20 protein-coding genes are annotated in these 19,933 nt (G+C 67.7%); 14 read left to right on the plus strand and 6 right to left on the minus strand.

Features of this window, described 5'->3' with window-relative positions; all coding sequences use genetic code 11:
* The first annotated feature begins 252 nt into the window (after positions 1-252).
* Positions 253-693, plus strand: coding sequence for an NUDIX hydrolase (locus tag HH212_RS21500; RefSeq protein ID WP_170204365.1), 441 nt, complete (start codon positions 253-255; stop codon positions 691-693).
* Here the strand turns inward: HH212_RS21500 and HH212_RS21505 are convergent.
* Positions 676-3,018: an ATP-binding protein gene (locus HH212_RS21505; protein ID WP_170204366.1), complete on the minus strand. Its 2,343-nt coding sequence runs from the start codon at positions 3,016-3,018 to the stop codon at positions 676-678. The two genes, HH212_RS21500 and HH212_RS21505, sit on opposite strands and share 18 nt — an antisense overlap.
* A 206-nt stretch (positions 3,019-3,224) precedes the next feature.
* On the opposite strand from HH212_RS21505, the gene HH212_RS21510 reads away from it, so the two are divergent.
* A complete protein-coding gene (locus HH212_RS21510; RefSeq protein WP_170204367.1) occupies positions 3,225-4,061 on the plus strand; it encodes a phytanoyl-CoA dioxygenase family protein in 837 nt (278 codons plus the stop codon).
* Positions 4,062-4,110: 49 nt separating this feature from the next.
* Here the strand turns inward: HH212_RS21510 and HH212_RS21515 are convergent, their stop codons facing one another.
* Positions 4,111-4,479, minus strand: a complete 369-nt coding sequence (locus tag HH212_RS21515) for a hypothetical protein (RefSeq protein WP_170204368.1) — start codon at positions 4,477-4,479, stop codon at positions 4,111-4,113.
* 144 nt (positions 4,480-4,623) lie between these two features.
* Here HH212_RS21515 and HH212_RS21520 point away from each other — a divergent pair, with 144 nt between their 5' ends.
* The 4 genes from HH212_RS21520 (at position 4,624) to HH212_RS21535 (ending at position 8,252) form a co-directional block, all read left to right on the plus strand.
* Positions 4,624-5,466: a DNA/RNA non-specific endonuclease gene (locus HH212_RS21520; RefSeq protein ID WP_170204369.1), complete on the plus strand. Its 843-nt coding sequence runs from the start codon at positions 4,624-4,626 to the stop codon at positions 5,464-5,466.
* 52 nt (positions 5,467-5,518) lie between these two features.
* Complete coding sequence (locus tag HH212_RS21525) at positions 5,519-5,782, plus strand: nucleotidyltransferase family protein (RefSeq protein ID WP_170204370.1); 264 nt, start codon at positions 5,519-5,521, stop codon at positions 5,780-5,782.
* 237 nt (positions 5,783-6,019) lie between these two features.
* Entirely contained in the window at positions 6,020-6,451 is a 432-nt protein-coding gene (locus HH212_RS21530) for a DUF2382 domain-containing protein (protein WP_170204371.1), read from the plus strand.
* Positions 6,452-6,467: 16 nt separating this feature from the next.
* The gene (locus tag HH212_RS21535; RefSeq protein ID WP_170204372.1) at positions 6,468-8,252 is read left to right on the plus strand and encodes a DUF2382 domain-containing protein; all 1,785 of its coding nucleotides are present in this window, start codon (positions 6,468-6,470) and stop codon (positions 8,250-8,252) included.
* Positions 8,253-8,325: 73 nt separating this feature from the next.
* On the opposite strand, the gene HH212_RS21540 is transcribed toward HH212_RS21535, so the two are convergent.
* Complete coding sequence (locus HH212_RS21540; protein ID WP_170205603.1) at positions 8,326-9,231, minus strand: diguanylate cyclase; 906 nt, start codon at positions 9,229-9,231, stop codon at positions 8,326-8,328.
* 222 nt (positions 9,232-9,453) lie between these two features.
* Complete coding sequence (locus HH212_RS21545; RefSeq protein ID WP_170204373.1) at positions 9,454-9,939, minus strand: hypothetical protein; 486 nt, start codon at positions 9,937-9,939, stop codon at positions 9,454-9,456.
* A 174-nt stretch (positions 9,940-10,113) separates the two neighbouring features.
* Here HH212_RS21545 and queE point away from each other — a divergent pair, with 174 nt between their 5' ends.
* The 8 genes from queE to nadC all read left to right on the plus strand — a co-directional run bounded on the left by queE (position 10,114) and on the right by nadC (position 17,862).
* On the plus strand, positions 10,114-10,749 hold the full coding sequence (queE, locus tag HH212_RS21550) for a 7-carboxy-7-deazaguanine synthase (protein WP_170204374.1): 636 nt from the start codon (positions 10,114-10,116) through the stop codon (positions 10,747-10,749).
* A 37-nt stretch (positions 10,750-10,786) separates the two neighbouring features.
* On the plus strand, positions 10,787-11,233 hold the full coding sequence (gene queD, locus HH212_RS21555) for a 6-carboxytetrahydropterin synthase QueD (protein ID WP_170204375.1): 447 nt from the start codon (positions 10,787-10,789) through the stop codon (positions 11,231-11,233).
* 82 nt (positions 11,234-11,315) lie between these two features.
* A complete protein-coding gene (tadA, locus tag HH212_RS21560) occupies positions 11,316-11,813 on the plus strand; it encodes a tRNA adenosine(34) deaminase TadA (RefSeq protein WP_170205604.1) in 498 nt (165 codons plus the stop codon).
* Positions 11,814-12,024: 211 nt separating this feature from the next.
* A complete protein-coding gene (locus HH212_RS21565; RefSeq protein WP_170204376.1) occupies positions 12,025-12,951 on the plus strand; it encodes an alpha/beta fold hydrolase in 927 nt (308 codons plus the stop codon).
* 71 nt (positions 12,952-13,022) lie between these two features.
* Positions 13,023-13,925: a muramoyltetrapeptide carboxypeptidase gene (gene ldcA / locus HH212_RS21570; protein ID WP_229217761.1), complete on the plus strand. Its 903-nt coding sequence runs from the start codon at positions 13,023-13,025 to the stop codon at positions 13,923-13,925.
* 98 nt (positions 13,926-14,023) lie between these two features.
* Positions 14,024-15,625, plus strand: coding sequence for an ABC-F family ATPase (locus tag HH212_RS21575; protein ID WP_170204377.1), 1,602 nt, complete (start codon positions 14,024-14,026; stop codon positions 15,623-15,625).
* Positions 15,626-15,832: 207 nt separating this feature from the next.
* The gene (gene nadA / locus HH212_RS21580) at positions 15,833-16,978 is read left to right on the plus strand and encodes a quinolinate synthase NadA (RefSeq protein ID WP_170204378.1); all 1,146 of its coding nucleotides are present in this window, start codon (positions 15,833-15,835) and stop codon (positions 16,976-16,978) included.
* Positions 16,975-17,862: a carboxylating nicotinate-nucleotide diphosphorylase gene (gene nadC, locus HH212_RS21585; RefSeq protein WP_170204379.1), complete on the plus strand. Its 888-nt coding sequence runs from the start codon at positions 16,975-16,977 to the stop codon at positions 17,860-17,862. The genes nadA and nadC overlap by 4 nt, the downstream gene beginning before the upstream one ends.
* An 11-nt stretch (positions 17,863-17,873) precedes the next feature.
* On the opposite strand, the gene HH212_RS21590 is transcribed toward nadC, so the two are convergent.
* Positions 17,874-18,770 (minus strand): NAD-dependent protein deacetylase, encoded by an 897-nt coding sequence (locus tag HH212_RS21590; protein ID WP_170205606.1) that lies wholly within the window; start codon positions 18,768-18,770, stop codon positions 17,874-17,876.
* 85 nt (positions 18,771-18,855) lie between these two features.
* Positions 18,856-19,755, minus strand: a complete 900-nt coding sequence (locus HH212_RS21595) for a DMT family transporter (protein WP_170204380.1) — start codon at positions 19,753-19,755, stop codon at positions 18,856-18,858.
* Positions 19,756-19,933 lie beyond the last annotated feature (178 nt).

Below are 19,933 nucleotides of genomic sequence, written 5' to 3' on the forward strand. Positions count from 1 at the left end.
GAATCGTACCGAATCGACTAAACGGAAGTCGCTGTGAGACAGGATGACGCAAGGACCACATCGCGTCATCCGGGTTTGTGGTGGCAAAAATATATCATTGTTTCGTTGTTCAATAACGCACAATTGCATCTGGCAACACAAAACCCGGCAAAACCCGCCCGGCCAGGGGCGCAGCCGGGCCGCCTCGACCGCAAAAGCCGGCGATTCCGGCAAAACCGCCCGTACCCGGCTGTATACCTTATGATGGTCGACATGAACAAGACCGTTGCCGACAGCATGGCGATCTCCTGCGGCACCCTGGTGCTGGACGACCGCGCTCGCCTGCTGCTGTGCCACGTCACCGGCACCGGGCGCTGGGACATCCCCAAGGGCCTGATGGATGCAGGCGAGAGCACGCTGCAGGCGGCGGTGCGCGAACTGTACGAGGAAACCGGGCTGGCCTTCGACCCGGAGCGCTTCGTCGACCTCGGCCGCTACGCGTACCGCAGGGACAAGGCGCTGCACCTGTACCGGGTCGATGCCGGCGCCGCCCTGGCGAACCTGGACCACCTGGTCTGCCGCAGCTTCTTCCCGCACCACGTGACCGGCAAGCCGACGCCGGAGACCGACGGCTTCATGTGGGCCACGCGCGCCGAGGCGGCCAGGTTGTGCTGGCCGCGCATGGCGGCGCGCCTGTCAGCGCTGGACTGGTGACGGCGGCGCCGCCAGCGCGGCCAGCGCCGCGCTCAACGCGTCCAGCGTGGCCGGCTTGGTCAGGTGACGGTCGAAGCCGGCTTCTCCGGTACGGGTGCGGTCGGCCTCGCCGCCCCAGCCGGTGAGCGCCACCAGGCGCACCCCGTCCAGCGCCGGGTCTTCGCGCACCGCGCGCGCGACCTCGTAGCCGGACATGCCGGGCATGCCGATGTCGAGGAACACCACCTGCGGCCGCAAGCCCGCCATCATGCGCAGCGCCTGCACGCCGTCGTTGGCCACCGCCACCTCGTGGCCCATGGTGGCGAGCAGGGCCGACAGGGTCTCGGCGGCGTCGCGGTTGTCGTCCACCACCAGCAGGCGCCGGCCGGGGGAGGGCGGCGCCGGGCCGGTCGCGCCCGCAAGGCCGGCGGCGGCAACGCCGGGCGCGCCGGCCAGCGGCAGCCGCACGGTGAACACGCTGCCCGCGTTGTGCCCGCCGCTGGCGGCGCTGATGCTGCCGCCATGCAGCTGCAGCAGGCTGCGCACCAGCGACAGGCCGATGCCGAGCCCGCCGGGCGCCTGGCGCGCATGCTCCGGCACCTGCGTGAACATCTTGAAGACGTCGTCGAGCGACTCCGCCGGGATGCCGATGCCGTCGTCGGCCACGGCGATCACCGCCTGGTCGCCGTCGCGCTCGGCGCTCAGCACGATCGAGCCGCCGCGCGGCGTGTACTTGGCGGCGTTGTTGAGCAGGTTGCTGACCACCTGCGTGATGCGGGTGCGGTCGGCGAACAACGGCAGCGCCTCGCCCGGCAGGCGTACATCGAGCCGGTGGCGCGCCGCCTCGATCAGCGGCATGCTGGTTTCCACCGCCGCCTGCAGCAGCTCGCCCAGGTCGACCGGGCCGGGCTTGAGCTCGACCTGGCCGCGCGTGATGCGGGCGACGTCGAGCAGGTCGTCCACCAGGTGCACCAGCTGGTCGAGCTGGCGGTCCATGATGTCCTGCACGCGCGCCAGCGTGGCCGGATCGGACTGGGTGCGCCGCATCAGCTGCAGGCCGCTGCGGATCGGCGCCAGCGGATTGCGCAGCTCGTGCGCCAGCGTGGCCAGGAATTCGGTCTTCAGGCGGTCCTGCTCGGCCAGGTCGTCGGCCAGGCGCCGCAACTGCTCCTCGTTGCGGCGGCGCGCGCTGATGTCGGTGAACAGCACCACCACCTTGTGGCTGCCGGCCGCGCCGACCCGGGTCGCGTACACGTCGAACCAGCGGTCGTCCAGCCCGGCGGCATGGTCGACGAAGCGCACCGGCTCGCCGCTGGCGGCGACGCGGCCGTAGGTCTCGAACCAGTGCGCTTCGTGCTGCGGGTTCAGCGCCAGCATGGTCTTGCCGACCACGTCGGACAGGCCGCTGTGCAGGCCGAAGGCCGGGTTGGTCTCGAGGAAACGGTAGTCGTACGGACGGCCGCCGGCGTCGTACAGCATCTCGATCACGCACACGCCGGTGTCGAGCGAATCGAACAGCGTGCGGTAGCGTTCCTCGCTGGCCTGCAGGCGCTCCTCGGCCTGCTTGCGCAGGGTGACGTCGATCGCCACCGCGTTCAGGCGCGACGGGCCGCCGGCGGCGCCTTCGAAACGGCCGCGCGCCAGCACCCAGCGCCAGTCGCCGCCGGCGCGGCGTACCCGGAACGTGGCTTCGTACGGGGCGCCGCTTTCCAGCGCGCGCTGCAGCAGCGCCTGTGCGGACGTGCGGTCGGACGGGTGCACGGCGGCGAAGACCAGTGCCAGCGGCGCGCCCTCGCGCCGGGCCGGATCGAGTCCGAACAATTCGGCCATGCGGGCATCGGCGCCGACGCGGTCGTGGCGCACGTCCCAGGTCCACAGCGCGACGTCGGCGTTGGCGATGGTCGCTTCCAGGCGCGCCCGGGTTTCCTCGAGCGCGACGGCGGTGCGGCGGCGGGCGGCGGCGTTGTGGTAACTGTCGAGAAAGAAGCCGGCCTTGGATTTCAAAATGGGCGCCGACACCGGATCGTGCAGCAGCGCCAGCGCACCGGCCTCGTACACGGATTCCAGCGTGAACGGCGGGTCGCGCGGAATGCCGTGCACGATCAGCGGCGTCTGCGGCAGGCAGGCGCGCAAGGCGCGCACGCTGCGGAACATGGCGGCGGCGTCGCCCGAATAGCCGGCCAGCACCAGGGCGAAGGGCGAGGCCTCAGCATGGCGCAGGGCAGCGTCGAGGCTGTGCGCGCGCACCAGCTCGCAGCCGAGTTCCGCGGCGACGGCGCCCACCGCCGGATCGGGCGCCGCGCGATCGCACAGGAACAGGATGCGGCCATGGCCGAGAGTGCTCATGCGCGCTCCGTATGCAAGAAGTCGAAGGCGCCGCGCGCCGCGCGGACGATCGCTACTGCTGGATGCATATGTATCAAGGGTAATTATCGTGCTGCGACTGTAGGGCGAGCCGCATGGAAAGTCAATCACGCGCGCGTGCCCCGTGCGCCACGCTTTCCGGTAGCATACAAGGGGCAATGCGGGCAATCAAGCCGGGAGGAATCAGCATGGACATGCAGGACGGACGCGGCGGCATGGACGAAGCCGCCATCATGGGCGGCCTGTACGGCGACGGCATCGTCGCCTGCAAGGGCGCCTTCGCCGCGCCGTGGGTGGCGCGCCTGAAGCAGGACATCGAGACCCTGTTCGCCGAGGCGCAGCGGCGCCCCGGCGGCGCCCTCGAGCGCGGGCCGTGCCGCTATTACGTCGAGGTGCATCCGGAACGGCTGTCCGGCTTCGTCGACATCGTCACGCATCCGTGGGTGACGGCGGTGTGCCGCAGCGTGCTCGGGGCGGACTACAAGATCGTCGAGGCCGGCTTCGACATCCCGTTCCCGGGCGCCATGCACCAGCCCTGGCACCGCGACTTCGCGGCGCCGCCGGAAACCCTGGCGGGGCGGCGCCTGAACTCGCTCGCCTTCAACATCACCACGGTGGACGTGACCGAGGAGATCGGCCCGTTCGAGATCGCGCCCGGCACGCAGTGGGACGACCTGGCCGGCGGCGATCCGATGTTCCCGGCGCCCGCGCTGTATCCGCGCTACGAGGCGCGCGCCCAGCGCAAGCTGCCGCAGGTGGGCGACATCTCGGCGCGCTCGGCGCTGGCGATCCACCGCGGCACCGCCAACCGTTCCAGCCAGTCGCGCCCGGTGTTCGTACTGGGCGTGGATGCGCCGGACGGGCGCAACGCCGAAAAGCACGATTTGCAGGTCACGCAGGGGTATTGGGACGGCTTGCCGGACGAGGTGCGGCGCCACCTGCGCTGCCGTATCGTCCCGGAACTGGAAACGATCGAGCAGGCCCATGCCATCGAGGGCCTGCGCATGGGCATCGCCGCGCCGTGACGGCGGGCGCGGAGAGCGGGCCGGAGCCCGCGCTCCAGTCGGGCCGAGGCTAGCTGCCCGCCTTTTTGTCGCCGGCGCCGGGGTCGCCGGCCGCCGGGTTGGAGCCGTCGCTGGAGCCCGGTACCGGCGAGGCGGCATCGTCCGTCAGCGACGCCGCCAGCGCATCCGCGGCATTGCCTTGCGGCCCCTTGCCGACGCGGCGGGTGGCGTCGGACTGCTGGTCGGCGTTGACTTCTTCCGCAACCTCGAAGCGTCCGTCGCCGGCATTGGCGCCGGAACCAACGGCATTCGTGTTGGCGTCGCTGGTGCCGGCGTCGCCGGTGCCGGCATCGGCCGGCAGCAGGTTTTCCGAGCGCTGGTCGTTGGCGCTGGTGGCGGGCTGGCCGGACTGCTGGCCGTTCTGGTCGGTACTTGCCATGGTGTGCTCCTATCGTGGTTGGTCGTGCCGATTATGGACCAGGCCCCAGCCCGGCGGGCGCACGCCAGCATGGAACGGTTTCTCTGAGAATGGTCAAAGGGTCGTCGGCTACAATGACGCCCCGTTTGATCTATACGAGTTCTCATGTTCCAGAAGTTTTTTACTGGCGCCATCCTGGCGACCGGGCTGCTGGCCGGCGCCGGCGCCCAGGCCCAGCTGTTCGAGCGCCTCAAATCCGCCGTCCAGGCGCACGTGCAGGCCCAGGCGCCGGCCCAGGACCGCTCCTGCGCCGGCCATTACATGGGCGGCCGCGAGCCGCAGATCGTCAATCCGAAACTGGCCGCTTCGACCCGTGAATTGTGCTTCAACGTGTTCGGCGTGATGCACTCGGGCGTGACGCGCACGCCGCTGTGGTCGGCCGAGCACCTGCGCGCCGACAACGTGGCGGCGGCCCAGGACTTGTCGCGCGAAAATTCCTTCCACGCCGAGACGCGCCTGCCGGCCGGCCAGCGCGCCGAGCTGGCGGATTACGCGCGCAGCGGCTACGACCGCGGCCACATGGCGCCCAACGGCGACATGCCGGACCGCCCCAGCCAGCGCGACAGCTTCAGCCTGGCCAACATCGTGCCCCAGAACGGCGAGAACAACCGCAACCAGTGGGCCGCGATCGAGGGCGCGGTGCGCGCCATGGCCAAGCGCGAAGGCGACCTGTACGTGATCACCGGCCCGGCCTTCCTGGGCGCCAACCTGAGCAAGATCGGCCAGGTGCTGGTGCCGACCCACCTGTACAAGGTGGTCTACAGCCCGCGCCAGAAGGCCGGGGCGGCCTGGTTCGTGGAAAACCGCGCCGACGCCAAGCCGACCGTGATTCCGATCACGGAACTCGAACGCATCGTCGGCATCAATTTCCTGCCCGCGCTGGGCGAGCGCGACAAGGAGCGCATGCTGAGCCTGCCGAAGATCCGCGCCAACGGCGGCCGCGGCTGAAGCGGCCGGCCGCCGCCCCACGCATGACCGATTTTTTTCATTGGAGACCCGCATGACGACCAAGAACCCCGCCTTCGCACCGTTCGAGAACGAAGCCGACGTCCTCGAGATCGGCCGCCTGATGCTGGAAAACCGCCTCGACCGGGTGACCGTGTCCGGCGACGTCGACCTGACCGCCGACCGCCAGGGACTGGAAGCGGCGCGCCGGCTGCACGCGCTGCTGGGCCAGGTCGTGGCGCGCCTGGAAGCGCGCAAGGACTTGCCGGACCAGTTGCCGCCACCCACCGGCGAGACCGTCGCCAATCCGTTTGCATGAGCGTCCGTATGCGCTCGCAGGGCTGCGTGCGTAGGTAGGTAACGCCGGCGCGGCGGTCGGTGCGCGCGCTCACACAGCATTGCTTCCAGCGGGCCTTTCGGCCCGTTTTTCATTGCCTGTCGCAACTGATCTGTATGGGTGGAAACCGCTGAGTTGCAGGGAGTCAATGGTGCGCGGGGTGGAGGCGGATTGGAGTAATGTGATTACCACAACGTCGCGTTATCGAAGAGGCAACCAGTGGCTATTGACCCATTACAGCTCAACCAGGATGGACAGGAGCAGATCCGCATTCCCGTTCACCAGGAAGAGGCGCGGGTCGAAAAGCGGGTAGTCGATACGGGACGCGGCGTGCGCATCCACAAGACTGTCGCCGAGCTTCCCTGCCGGATCGACGAAACCCTGTTCCGCGAGAACGTCGAGGTCAGCCACGTACCGGTCGACCGCATCGTCCCGCTCGACCAGGCGCCCGTCACGCGTTACGAAGGCGACACGCTGGTGGTGCCGGTCCTTGAAGAAGTGCTGGTGGTGGAACGCCGCCTGCGCATCAAGGAAGAGTTGCACATCACCAGGACCAGGCGCGAGGAGCACCACGCTGAGACCGTCCTGCTCAAGGCAGAGCAGGTCAGCGTGGAGCGCTTCGATGAAGCCGGCGACCTACCATCCACATGACATCGGAGGATCTATCATGCAACATACCCTAGTAGCGGTTTTCGACAACCGGAGCGACGCGCAAAATGCCATGGACGAGTTGCTGGCCTCGGGCTTTTCACGCACCGACGTGAACGTCTCGAGCGCCGATCCCACCGGCCAGAACGACAGCCTGACCGGCACGGCCGTGCGCACCGATGACACCCAGGAAGAAGGCTTCGGCGCTTCCATCAAGCATTTCTTCAGCGGCCTGTTCGGCTCCGACAGCGACGAGACCGCATCCCGGTATTCGAGCGCCGTCAACCGCGGGCACCACGTGCTGACCGTCACCACCCAGTCCGAGCCGGAAGTCGAGCGCGCGGCCGACGTGATCGAGCGCTTCGGCCCGGTCGACATCGACGAGCGCCACGACCTGACCGGCAGCGCATCGACGCTGGGCGCCAGTGCGCTGCAGCAGCCGTCGTCGTCGTCCACGTACGCCGGTTCGATGCAGTCCGCCTCCCAGAACGGTGCATATCCACCTGGCACCGAGCCGGGCGCGCTGCAGGGCGACTACCAGGAAGACCGCAATTACTTCGCCACCCAGAACCTGAACGACCCGGTACCGAAGGGCACCACCTACCAGGAACCGCAGGGCGCCTCGATGCAGATCGGCTCGCTCGACAGCGCGAATGGCGGCAATACCCTGAGCGGCAGCGAAAGCACCTCGCAAAAGACCGGCCTGAGCCCGGCCGCCGGTTCCACCGCGCTCGGCACCTCGCAGCAGAATGCGCTGGGCTCGAGCGGCTCGAGCCTGCAGGGCACCGCCTCGATGCCGGGCTCGAGCGACGCGTCGCTGGGCGGCACCGTGCGCACCAGCGATTCGATGCAGCGCGATAATCTGTCGGCCTCGCAGCAGCTAGACAGCAGCCTGAACCGCGACGGCGCCACCGCCATCCCGGTCGTGCAGGAAGAGCTGAAGGTCGGCAAGCGTGAAGTCCAGCGCGGCGGCGTGCGCGTGTTCTCGCGCGTGGTCGAGACCCCGGTCGACCAGAGCATCGGCCTGCGCGAAGAGCACGTCAGCGTCGAACGCCGTCCGGTCAACCAGCCGATCGACCCGAGCGACGTCACCGCCTTCAAGGAGCAATCGATCGAGCTGCGCGAAACCGCCGAGGAAGCCGTGGTGCAGAAATCGGCCCGCGTGGTCGAGGAAGTGCTGGTCGGCAAGGAAGTCTCGCAGCGCCAGGAACAGATCCACGATACGGTGCGCCGCACCGAAGTCGAGGTCGAATCGCTGGGCGGCGACCGTGCCTCGATGCGCGCTTCGTCGGGCGGCAATGACGACTACTTCCGCAACGACTGGAACACCAACTACTCCAGCCTGGGCGGCAGCTACGACGACTACGCGCCGGCCTACAAGTACGGCAACGAGATGCGCAGCGACGACCAGTACCGCAACCGCAACTGGGACGACGTCGAATCCGACCTGAAATCGAGCTGGGATTCGCGCAACAGCGGCGGCCCGTCGACCTGGGAAAAGATGAAGGCGGCCGTGCGCAGCGGCTGGGACAAGATCACCCCGGACGCGGACGACGACAATTACTATCGCAACCACTTCAGCAGCACCTACGGCACCACGGGCGATACCTACAACGATTACCAGCCGGCTTACCAGTACGGCAACGACATGCGCCGCAACACCAAGTACCAGGGCCGCGACTGGAACGACGTCGAGTCCGACCTGCGCAGCGATTGGGACACCCGTTACGCCAACGGCGGCCCGTCGACCTGGGACAAGATGAAGGCGGCGGTACGCCATGGCTGGGAACGCATGACGTCCTGATCACCGCATCGACCACGAACGCCGGCGCAAGCCGGCGTTTTTCATTGGTGCGGCCACGGCCGGGCGCGCATGTTCACACCGGATCCGGCGGCGGCAGGCTGATGCGGTTGCGCCCCATGTGCTTGGCCCGGTACAGGGCGGCGTCCGCGATCGCCACCAGTTCGCCGGCATGGGTGCCGGCGGCGGCCAGGGCGGTGGCAGCGCCGATCGACACGGTCACGTAACCGTCGGCCGCCATGCGGTTCGGCAGTTTCAATGCCTCGACCCGGGTGCGGATGCGTTCGGCAACGCTGGCGGCGCCCTTGAGCGACTGGTTCGGCAGGATCACCGCGAATTCCTCGCCGCCATAGCGTGCCACCAGGTCGTTGGCGCGCATCTCGCTGGCCAGCGCGGTGGCGATGCGCTTCAGGCATTCGTCTCCGCCCAGGTGGCCGTTGGCATCGTTGTAGGCCTTGAAGTTGTCGACATCGATCATCAGCAGCGACAGCGGCAGGTGCTGGCGCAGGGCGCGCGACCATTCGGCCTGCAGCGTCTCGTCGAAGCAGCGGCGGTTGGCCAGCCCGGTCAGGCCGTCGCGCGTGGCCAGCTGTTCGAGGGCGGCCTGGGCCAGCTTTTCCTCGGTCATGTCGCGCAGGGTCTGCACCACCGCGGACAGCTTGCCGCGTTCGTCGTAGATCGGGCTGGCATCGGCCGCCAGGTAGCGGCGCCGACCCAGGCGCGGCATGTCGCACCAGTTTTCCGCCGACAGGTGCGCACTGGCGCCCTGGCGCGCATGCAGGTGGCGCACCGCGTCGCGGTGTTCCTGGAGCAGCAGGTCGGCCAGGGTAGGGCGGCGGTCGTCGAAGAAACTGCGCCAATGGTCGCGCGTGCCGAGCACGTCTGCCGCCGGCACGCCGGTCAGGCGCTCGCAGGCGCGGTTCCAGATCAGGACGTTGAAGCGCGTATCGAGGACGAACATGGGAACTGCCAGCGTGTGCATCAGCTGGTCGGCGAACGCGCGCTCGGGCGACGCGCCGGCAGGATCGATACGACGCTGGCTGGTCGACTTGTTACTCATAGGCCATCCTTCAGTTCCGTTGAGCAATCTCTTGCTGACAGGAACTGATTCTGCGCTGCAGTGGATGGCGTACTATTGATCTTACTCAATAATAAGAATGCGTGCGTGGCAAACCACACGTCGCCTGTTTGCCTGCTTTTTTGCTCAACCGGCCTGCGCCGCGCGCGCCGAAGAGCGGATCAGCCGGGCGACCAGGTCGAGGCGGCAGCGCAGTTGCTCCAGGCGCGCAGCCAGGTGGGCGTCGACACGGTCGCTGTGCTGCAGTTGTGTCAGCTCGGCCTGGATCGCCAGCAGTTGACCGACCGGGTCGGTGGCGGCGCGGCCGGCGGCGCTGCGGCTGCTCAGGCGCGCCAGCAGCAGGTCGGCTTCGGCCATGGCGGCGTCGGCTTCGCCGCGGGTGTTCCGCGCACGGCACAGTTCGGCTTCCAGGCGCGCCACCCGGTCTTCGGTACGCATGCGCCGCAACAGCACCGCGAACAGCGCCGTCATGCCCATCAACAGCAGCACGCCGGTGTGCACCCGCGGCGGCAAGCCGGTCCAGGCGGCGCCATTGACGGCGAGCAGCCAGACGCCGGCCAGCGCCAGCGAACCGAGGGCGGCGCGCATGGATTGCTGCAGGATGGTTTTCATAGCGAACCTTCCGAGAGGGATAGGAGGAATCTGGCTGAAATTGTCGCGTTTCTGAAAAGTAAGTTATTGCTAGCAATCAATAACGATGCCAATCGGAAATGAATCGTCGAATTTCCCGGGCTTCTACGGCAGCGCCGCGCCGCGCTATAATGGAAGGTTGACGAGAGGCTTAACGTGACTTACAGCATCAAAGAAATCTTCTATACGCTGCAGGGCGAAGGCGCCCACGCCGGGCGTCCGGCAGTGTTCTGCCGCTTTTCCGGCTGCAATTTGTGGACCGGGCGCGAGAGCGACCGCGCGGATGCGGTGTGCCGCTTCTGCGACACCGATTTCGTCGGCACCGATGGCGAGCGCGGCGGCAAATTCAAGGAGGCCGCCGCACTGGCCGCCGAGATCGACGGCCTGTGGCCGGCCTCCTATCCGGCCAGCAAGTACGTGGTGTTCACCGGCGGCGAACCGCTGCTGCAGCTGGACGCCGCGCTGATCGACGCCATGCACGCCAGGGGTTTCACGATCGCCATCGAAACCAACGGCACGCTGCCGGTGCCCGAGGGCGTCGACTGGATCTGCGTGAGCCCCAAGATGGGCAGCAAGCTGGTGGTCGGCAAGGGCAACGAGATCAAGGTCGTGGTGCCGCAGGCCGGACAGGACCTGTCCGCCTACGAGGACCTGGCCTTCGACAATTTCTACGTGCAGCCGATGGACGGCCCGCTGGCCGACTTCAATACCAAGCTGGCGATCGATACCTGCCGCCGCAATCCGAAGTGGAAGCTGAGTCTCCAGACCCACAAGCTGCTGCAAATTCCCTAAGAAATTCCCTAAGTATTATTCCTACGCTGCTTCAGACATGCTCACTATCACCCGTAAACTCGAATTCGATGCCGGCCACCGCATCCCCGACCACAAGAGCCAGTGCCGCAACCTGCACGGCCACCGCTACACGCTGGAAATCACGCTGACCGGCGCCGTCATCGATGTCGAAGGCAATTCCGACAACGGCATGATCATGGACTTTTCCGACATCAAGGCGATCGCCAAGGAACACCTGGTCGACGTCTGGGACCACGCCTTCCTGGTGTACGAGAAGGACGAAGCGGTGCGCGGCTTCCTGGAAACCCTGCCCAACCACAAGACGGTGGTGATCGACCGCATCCCGACCGTCGAGAACCTGGCGCAGGTGGCCTGGAACATCCTCAAGGCGGCGTACACCGACCGCTACGGCACCGGCCTGCACCTGCAGAAACTGGTGCTGCACGAAACCCCGAACTGCTGGGCCGAAATCACGGATGTGTGAGCGCGACCTGCCCGCTGCGCTGCCGGTCGGCCCGGGCATTCCCGCGGCCGCCGCGCCCGCAGTTGCGCCGCCGGCCGTGCCGATGAGCGCACCCGCATCCGCCGCCGACGTGCGCTGGATGGGCCTGGCGCTGGCCGAGGCGCGCAAGGCATGGGACGCCGGCGAAGTGCCGGTCGGCGCCGTCGTGGTCAAGGATGGCGAAGTCGTGGCGACCGGCTACAACCAGCCGATCGGCCGCCACGACCCGACCGCGCACGCCGAGATCATGGCGCTGCGCGCCGCCGCCGAAAAGCTCGGCAACTACCGCCTGCCGGGCTGCGAGCTGTACGTGACGCTGGAGCCGTGCGCGATGTGTTCCGGCGCCATGATGCATGCGCGCCTGGCGCGCGTGGTCTACGCCGCGGGCGACCCCAAGACCGGCGTGTGCGGCTCGGTGCTCGACCTGTTCGCGCTGGAGCAGCTCAACCATCACACGGCGGTGGTCGGCGGCGTGCTGGCCGACGATGCCGGCGCCATGCTGAAGGCCTTTTTCGCCGAACGGCGCGCCGCGCGGCGGGCGCCGCCCGATGCGGCCGGCTGAGCCGGCGGACCGGGCCGCCCGGCTCGCATCCGGGCGGCGTTCCATCGGGCCTTGCGCATGATGTCCGTGGCGCGCCCACGGGCTGGCGAAAATGGTATGCTGGTTCGACGCCGCGCGGTGCGGCCCGGAGACCGTCCTTGCTACCAGCCATCCTGATGCGCCACGCCCGCCGGGCCGGGAGCGCGCCTTTCCACTTCGCCGCCTTGCCGCCATGCCCAATCTGAACGTCAACGGCATCCGCATCGCCTTCGATACCGCGGGCGACCCGAAGGCCGTGCCGCTGCTCCTGATCAACGGCCTCGGCCTGCAACTGATCTCGTGGCCGGACGGCTTCGTCGAAGGCCTGGCCGACCTGGGGTTCTACGTCATCCGTTTCGACAACCGCGATTGCGGGCTGTCCACCAAGTTCGACAAGGCCGGCACGCCGAACCTGGCGCTGGCCTGGCTCAGGTCGCGTCTGCGCCTGCCGCTCAAGCCGGCCTACCGCCTGGAAGACATGGCCGGCGACGCCATCGCCGTGCTGTCGGCGCTGGGCGTGGCGCGCGCGCACGTGGTGGGGCTGTCGATGGGCGGCATGATCGCCCAGCTGGTGGCGGCCAGGTTCCCGGCGCGCGTGCTGAGCCTGACGTCCATCATGTCCAGCAGCGGCCGGCGTGGCCTGCCGGGACCGACGGCGGCGGTGCGGCGCGCCTTCATGCGCCGTCCCGCCATGCCCGGCGATCTCGATTCCATGGCGCAGCAATCGGTGCGCCTGCTGCAGGCGCTGGCCAGCCCGGCCTATCCGACACCCGAGAAGCAGCTGCACCGGCGCGTCATGCGCGCGCTGCGCCGCAATTGCTGCCCGGCCGGGGTGGCGCGCCAGACGCTGGCGGTGATGGCCGACGGCGACCGCACGCCGCTGCTGCGCACGATCGCCGCGCCGACGCTGGTGATCCATGGCGCCGCCGATCCGCTGGTGCCGCTGGCGTGCGGCGTCGACACCGCCGCGGCGATTCCCGGTGCGCGCCTGGAAGTCATCCAGGGCATGGGCCACGACTTGCCCGGCCAGCTGCTGGAGAGGCTGCTTGCCTTGATCGACGCCCATGCGCACGGTAAGATGGCGCTCGACTCGACACCACGGCTCTTCGTCAAACAGTGATCAACGCCAGCCCCACGCAAGACACCCCATCCCGATCCCCATCCGCCGTTCCCGCCGCGCCGGTTTCCCGGATCGGCATCGCGCTGGTCGCGCCCGGCAGCTTCGCCACCGAGCCCGAATCCATCGGGTGCGGCATCGCCCGCCTGGAAGCGCATGGCATCCTGGTCCACAATTACTACGAGCACGATGCGCGCCACCTGCGCTTCGGCGGCACCGATGCCGCGCGCCTGGCCCAGCTGGAAGCGGCGGCCGCCGATCCGGACGTGCAGATCGTGATGGCGATCCGCGGCTCGTACGGCATGACGCGCCTGCTGCCGCGCATCGACTTCGACCGCATGGCCGACAGCGGCAAGCTGTTCGTCGGCTTTTCCGACGTCACCGCCTTTCACATGGCGCTGTATGCCCGGCGCCGCGTGGGCAGCTATGCCGGCCCGATGTTTTCCGGCGACTTCGGCGCCGCCGAGCCGGTCGATTTCACGCTCGACGATTTCTGGCATTGCCTGGCCGGGCCGACCCACACGGTGCGCGGGCAGGGCGCCGGCAACCCGGCGCTCGACGTGCGCGGCACGGCATGGGGCGGCAACCTGTCGATGATCGTCTCGCTGCTCGGCACCCCGTATTTCCCGCGCATCGACGACGGCATCCTGTTCCTGGAAGACATCGCCGAACACCCGTACCGGGTCGAGCGCATGCTGCTGCAGCTGATGCATGCCGGCGTGCTGGCGCGCCAGCAGGCCATCGTGCTGGGCGATTTTTCCGGCTACCGCCTGGGGACGGTCGACAACGGCTACGATTTCGACCACATGCTGGCGCACCTGCGCCAGGAACTGCCGTGCCCCGTGCTGACCGGGCTGGCATTCGGCCACATCGCACGCCGGGTGACGCTGCCGTTCGGGGCGCAGGGGCATCTGCTGTCGGATGCGGACGGGTGGACGCTGACGCTGTCCGATTATCCGACCGTGCGCCTCCGCTGAGCGAGCCGGGCGGCCCGCGCCGGCCGCCGCTATGCCGCGCGCTTTCCGCAGTGGTAAAATACGCGGTTAATCGAAAAACCATTCAAGGGATTTCCTCAGTGCTCAGTACAGCCAACATCACCATGCAGTTCGGCGCCAAGCCGTTGTTCGAGAACATTTCCGTCAAATTCGGCGACGGCAACCGTTATGGCCTGATCGGCGCCAACGGCTGCGGCAAGTCGACCTTCATGAAGATCCTGGGCGGCGACCTGGAGCCGTCGGGCGGCAACGTCAGCCTGGATGCCAACGAGCGCCTGGGCAAGCTGCGCCAGGACCAGTTCGCCTACGAAGACGTGCGCGTGCTGGACGTGGTCATGATGGGCCACACCGAGCTGTGGAACGCGATCAGCGAACGCGACGCCATCTACGCCAATCCGGACGCCACCGACGACGACTACATGAAAGCCGCCGAACTGGAAGGCAAGGTCGCGGAATACGACGGCTACTCGGCCGAGGCGCGCGCCGGCGAACTGCTGCTGGGCGTGGGCATTCCCACCGACCTGCACCAGGGCGTGATGAGCGCCGTGGCGCCGGGCTGGAAGCTGCGCGTGCTGCTGGCGCAGGCGCTGTTCTCGGATCCGGACATCCTGCTGCTGGACGAGCCGACCAACAACCTGGACATCAACACCATCCGCTGGCTGGAAGACGTGCTCAACGAGCGCAACTCGACGATGATCATCATCTCGCACGACCGCCACTTCCTGAACCAGGTCTGCACCCACGTGGCCGACATGGACTACGGCACGCTGAAGGTGTATCCGGGCAATTACGACGACTACATGGAAGCCTCGACCCAGGCGCGCAACCAGCAGCTGGCGAACAATGCCAAGGCCAAGGAAAAGGTGGCCGAGCTGCAAGACTTCGTGCGCCGCTTCTCCGCCAACAAGTCCAAGGCGCGCCAGGCGACCTCGCGCGCCAAGCAGATCGACAAGATCAAGATCGAGGAATTCAAGCCGTCCTCGCGCGCCTATCCATTCGTGCGCTTCGAAGGCGAGAAGAAGCTGCACCGCCTGGCGGTGGAGACCGAGGGCCTGTCGAAGACCTACGAGCGCCAGCTGTTCAAGAACTTCTCGATCATGGTCGAGGCCGGCGAGCGCATCGCCATCATCGGCGCCAACGGTGCGGGTAAAACCACGCTGCTGCGTTCGATCGGCGGCCACGACATCAGCGGCCTGGATGCCGATACGGGCCGTGTGAAATGGGCGGAGAATGCCGACGTCGGCTACATGCCGCAAGACCCGACCGAGGAATTCGCCAGCGGCGCCAACCTGACCGACTGGATGGGCAACTGGACGCAGGAGGGCGACGACGACCAGGCCGTGCGCTCGATCCTGGGCCGCCTGCTGTTCGGCGGCGACGAGGTCAAGAAGTCGGTGAAGGTACTGTCCGGCGGCGAAAAGGGCCGCATGATGTACGGCAAGCTGATGCTGGGCCGTCACAACGTGCTGCTGCTGGACGAGCCGACCAACCACATGGACATGGAATCGATCGAGTCGCTCAACATCGCGCTGGACAAGTACGCCGGCACCCTGATCTTCGTCTCGCACGACCGCGAGTTCGTGTCGTCGCTGGCCACGCGCATCCTCGAGATCAAGGAAGACGGCATCGTCGACTTCCAGGGCAATTACGAGGATTACCTCAAGAGCCAGGGCGTGAATTAATTTTCGTGATGCGTCACGTTATTTGAACGCGTGGACAGCGCGCTGTCCACTTCATCCGCATGGCGTCGACATCGTCGCCGTCCACGCGTTCAACCCACACTGAATCGGCCCGGACCGGATGTCACCCATCCGCCGCACAACGGATTACAATCCACGGCAGCGCGCCCCCACATGCGCACCCGCCCAACTCATCGCGATGACCTTGCCATGAACACGATTGCCCCCATCAAGACTTTCGAATACGACCGCCCGGTCGGCGGCGTCTGCGCGACCGCCGAAGCCTGGGCGCGCACGCCATCGCCGCTGGAACTGGCGGAAAAAGCGGCCTTGAAGGACCGCATCCGCCGCCTGCTGAAGGAGCGCGAGGCGGTACTGGTCGCACATTACTACGTCGACGCCGACCTGCAGGACCTGGCCGAGGAAACCGGCGGCTGCGTCTCGGATTCGCTGGAGATGGCGCGCTTCGGCCGCGACCACCCGGCCCGGACCCTGGTGGTGGCCGGCGTGCGCTTCATGGGCGAGACCGCCAAGATCCTGAGCCCGGAAAAGACCATCCTGATGCCGGACCTGGACGCGACCTGCTCGCTCGATCTCGGTTGCCCGGAGGCCGAGTTCGCGGCCTTCTGCGACCAGCATCCGGACCGCACGGTGGTGGTGTACGCGAATACCAGCGCGGCGGTCAAGGCGCGCGCCGACTGGATGGTGACCTCGTCGATCGGCCTGGACATCGTCAAGTCGCTGCACGAGCAGGGCAAGAAGATCTTGTGGGCGCCGGACCGCCATTTGGGATCGTACATCCAGAAGCAGACCGGGGCCGACATGCTGCTGTGGCAGGGTTCGTGCCTGGTGCACGACGAGTTCAAGGGCATCGAACTGGACCTGCTGCGCGCCGAGTATCCGGACGCAAAGGTGCTGGTGCACCCGGAATCGCCAGCCAACGTGGTCGAGCAGGCCGATGTGGTCGGCTCGACCACGCAACTGATCAACGCGGCCCAGACCATGGACGCCACCCATTTCATCGTCGCCACCGACAATGGCATCCTGCACAAGATGCGCCTGGCGGCGCCGGGCAAGACGCTGATCGAGGCGCCCACCGCGGGCAACAGCGCCACCTGCAAGAGCTGCGCGCATTGCCCGTGGATGGCGATGAACGGCCTGCAGAACCTGGCCGACGTACTGGAAGGCAAGACGTCACGCAGCAACGAGATCTTCGTCGACCCGGAAACCGGCCGCCAGGCTAAACGCGCCATCGACCGCATGCTCGATTTCGCGGCCGCGAAAAAGGCCAGGGCGCTGCCGAGCGGCGCGCTGGAACAGGAAAGCACCTTGTTCAATGGAGTGGGCCCGGCATGAGCAACCAGAACACGACGCTGCGCAATCCCTTCGCCGAAGCCGGCCAGTTCGATGAAAAGCTGCAGGCCGCCTTCGAGCAGAACCTGCTGGCAGCGCTGCTGGAAGATGTCGGCAGCGGCGATCTGACCGGCAATCTGGTGCCCGAGCAGCCGCGCGCACGCGCCCGCGTGATCGTGCGCGAAGAAGCGGTGCTGTGCGGCGCGCCCTGGTTCGAGGGCATCATGCTGGCGGTCGACCACGACACCGAGATCGCCTGGAACTATGCCGAGGGCGACCCGATGGCGGCCGACAGCGTGGTCTGCACCATCGAAGGCTCGCCGCGTTCGCTGCTCACCGCCGAGCGTTCGGCGCTGAATTTCCTGCAGCTGCTGTCGGGCGTGGCCTCGGCTACCCGCGTCTACGTCGACGTGGTCGAGGGCACGCGCGCGCGCATCCTGGACACGCGCAAGACCCTGCCGGGGCTGCGCCAGGCGCAGAAGTACGCGGTGCGCGTGGGCGGCGGCGCCAACCAGCGCATGGCGCTGTATGACGGCATCCTGATCAAGGAAAACCACATCGCAGCGGCCGGCGGCATCACTGCGGCCCTGCGCGCGGCGCAGGCGGTCGATGCCAAGGTGTCGATCCAGATCGAGGTCGAATCGATCGCCGAAATGGAGGAAGCGCTGGGCGCCGGCGCCGTGTCGGTCCTGCTCGACAACTTCGACCTCGGCATGATGGCCGAGGCGGTGCGCATCAACGCCGGGCGCGCGTTGCTGGAAGCGTCCGGCGGCATCAACCTGCACACCGTGCGCGCCATCGCCGAGACCGGCGTCGACCGCATCTCGATCGGCAGCCTGACCAAGGATATCCGGGCGACCGATTATTCGCTGCGGATTGTCGGCTGAGACTGCATCGGTTACAAGGTCCCGCCGTCGAGTTCGATGAACGGCGCGTGACCGTTTCCATGCCGCTCGCGCAGCATCTGCAACGCCAGCGGCAACACCCGCTCGCTGGCATCCTCGATCTTGATGTCGAGGATGTCGTCGGCGCGCGTGCGCCCGAGGTTGATCACCGCGATCGGCTTGCCGGCCGCCCGCGCCATGCGGCAAAAGCGAAAGCCCGAGTACACCATCAGCGACGAGCCCACCACCAATAACGCATCGGCGCGTTCCATCTGATCCAGCGCGGTGGCGGTGCGCGCGGCCGGCACGTTATCGCCGAAGAACACCACGTTCGGCATCAGCGTGCCGCCGCAGCACACGCAGCGCGGCAGCTTGAATGCCGCCAGCTCCGCCGGCTCGACCGAGGCGTCGCCGTCGGGCAGCGGCGTGGCGTCGGCGCCCAGCATGTGCGGATTCGCGTCGGTCAATTGCCCCTGCACGAAGGCGCGCGGGAACAGGGCCGCGCAGTCCAGGCACACCACCGTGTGGATATTGCCGTGCAGTTCGAGCACGCCATGGCTGCCGGCCTGGCCGTGCAGGCCGTCCACATTCTGGGTCAGCACCGAGCCGATGCGGCCGATCGCTTCCAGCCCGGCGATGGCGACGTGGCCGGCGTTCGGCCGCGACCTGGCCAGCACCGGCCAGCCGATCATGCTGCGCGCCCAGTAGCGGCGCTGGACGAATTCGGACTTGCGGAAATCCGGCCCCTGGATCGGCGGGCGGCCGCGCCGGGTGCCGTCGCGGTCGCGGTAGTCCGGAATGCCGGACGCGGTCGAGAGTCCGGCGCCGGTCAGCACCAGCGTACGCGGGTGGCGGTCGAGGAATGCGGCGATTGCCGCTGCGTGGTCGTGCGCCGTGAATGCTTCAGCCATCATGATCTCCTTCGCATGGGATCGTAACATCCCGTATGTCGCGAAGGACACACGTTTCCTGCTGCCATTCCTGTGATATGCCGGCTCAGCGTCGCGCCGACACCACGATCCCGCCGACGATCAACAGGAACGCCAGCGCGTGGTACCCGTGCGGCGCTTCGCCCAGGAACCAGGACGACAGCAGGGCGGCGAACAGCGGCGTCAGGTTGACGAAAAAGGCGCCGATGCCGGGACCGGCGCGGCGGATACCCGCGCCCCATAGCGCATACGCGACCACCGCCGGGCCGATGCCCACGAACAGCAGCGCCAACACCACCTGCGGACTCCAGGCGATCGCCGGCGCGCCCAGCGACCATTCCACGCCGGTGAACGCGCTCGACCACAGCAGGCCGTAGCCGACCTGGACCAGCAGGAACGCCGCCCAGTCGGCGCGCAGGGGCGGGGCTTCCCGAGGCTGCAGCAGCATCCAGCTGTAGAACGACCAGGCGATCGTCGCCAGGATCATGTACAGGTCGCCGGTCACCAGGCGCAGGCCCAGCAGCTGCGCCGCATCGCCGCGACTCAGCACCACCAGCACGCCCAGGATCGACAACAGCGCGCCGGCTACCTGGCGCGGCCGCACCGCCACCCCGAAGAACAGGCGGCCGACCAGCATCATCCACACCGGCATGCCGGACGCCACCAGGGTGGCGTTGATCGGCGTCGAGCTTTGCAGCGCCAGGTATTGCAGCGAGTTGTAGGTGCCGATGCCGAGCAGGCCCAGCAGCGCATAGCGGCGCCAGTTGGCCAGCGCGCCGCTGCCGTGGCGCAGTGCGGCGCGCCCGAGCGGCAGCAACACCGCCAGGGCGATGCTCCAGCGCAGCAGGTTCAGCGTCATCGGCGGCACCGCCGCACGCACCAGGCGCCCGACGATGGCGTTGCCGGCCCACAGCAGGGGCGGGATGGTCAGCAGGAGGATGGTGGAGGGGGTGAGTTTCTGGTTCATTGCGCTGCAAGCCAGCTTGCCATATGAGACGCGGCGTGAGTAAACCGTCGTCCCCGCGAAGGCGGGAACCCATACATAGCAACTGAAATCGCTATGCCGGCATTGCGGCTTCGTTGAGCTCGGTATGGGTCCCCGCCTGCGCGGGGACGACGGCTGCATTTGTTTCGGCGAACCAACA

The sequence above is a fragment of the Massilia forsythiae genome (assembly GCF_012849555.1).
Lineage (GTDB): Bacteria > Pseudomonadota > Gammaproteobacteria > Burkholderiales > Burkholderiaceae_D > Telluria > Telluria forsythiae.

What these genes read in the sequence shown, in the direction of transcription:
- HH212_RS21505 (WP_170204366.1), bottom strand. Translation starts at nt 3,018, where the DNA reads ATGAGCACTCTCGGCCATGGCCGCATCCTGTTCCTGTGCGATCGCGCG.
- nadC (WP_170204379.1), top strand. Translation starts at nt 16,975, where the DNA reads ATGAGCAACCAGAACACGACGCTGCGCAATCCCTTCGCCGAAGCCGGC.
- tadA (WP_170205604.1), top strand. Translation starts at nt 11,316, where the DNA reads ATGAGCGCACCCGCATCCGCCGCCGACGTGCGCTGGATGGGCCTGGCG.
- nadA (WP_170204378.1), top strand. Translation starts at nt 15,833, where the DNA reads ATGAACACGATTGCCCCCATCAAGACTTTCGAATACGACCGCCCGGTC.
- HH212_RS21565 (WP_170204376.1), top strand. Translation starts at nt 12,025, where the DNA reads ATGCCCAATCTGAACGTCAACGGCATCCGCATCGCCTTCGATACCGCG.
- HH212_RS21515 (WP_170204368.1), bottom strand. Translation starts at nt 4,479, where the DNA reads ATGGCAAGTACCGACCAGAACGGCCAGCAGTCCGGCCAGCCCGCCACC.
- HH212_RS21535 (WP_170204372.1), top strand. Translation starts at nt 6,468, where the DNA reads ATGCAACATACCCTAGTAGCGGTTTTCGACAACCGGAGCGACGCGCAA.
- HH212_RS21540 (WP_170205603.1), bottom strand. Translation starts at nt 9,231, where the DNA reads ATGCACACGCTGGCAGTTCCCATGTTCGTCCTCGATACGCGCTTCAAC.
- HH212_RS21590 (WP_170205606.1), bottom strand. Translation starts at nt 18,770, where the DNA reads ATGGCTGAAGCATTCACGGCGCACGACCACGCAGCGGCAATCGCCGCA.
- HH212_RS21510 (WP_170204367.1), top strand. Translation starts at nt 3,225, where the DNA reads ATGGACATGCAGGACGGACGCGGCGGCATGGACGAAGCCGCCATCATG.
- HH212_RS21595 (WP_170204380.1), bottom strand. Translation starts at nt 19,755, where the DNA reads ATGAACCAGAAACTCACCCCCTCCACCATCCTCCTGCTGACCATCCCG.
- HH212_RS21520 (WP_170204369.1), top strand. Translation starts at nt 4,624, where the DNA reads ATGTTCCAGAAGTTTTTTACTGGCGCCATCCTGGCGACCGGGCTGCTG.
- HH212_RS21500 (WP_170204365.1), top strand. Translation starts at nt 253, where the DNA reads ATGAACAAGACCGTTGCCGACAGCATGGCGATCTCCTGCGGCACCCTG.
- HH212_RS21545 (WP_170204373.1), bottom strand. Translation starts at nt 9,939, where the DNA reads ATGAAAACCATCCTGCAGCAATCCATGCGCGCCGCCCTCGGTTCGCTG.
- queD (WP_170204375.1), top strand. Translation starts at nt 10,787, where the DNA reads ATGCTCACTATCACCCGTAAACTCGAATTCGATGCCGGCCACCGCATC.
- HH212_RS21525 (WP_170204370.1), top strand. Translation starts at nt 5,519, where the DNA reads ATGACGACCAAGAACCCCGCCTTCGCACCGTTCGAGAACGAAGCCGAC.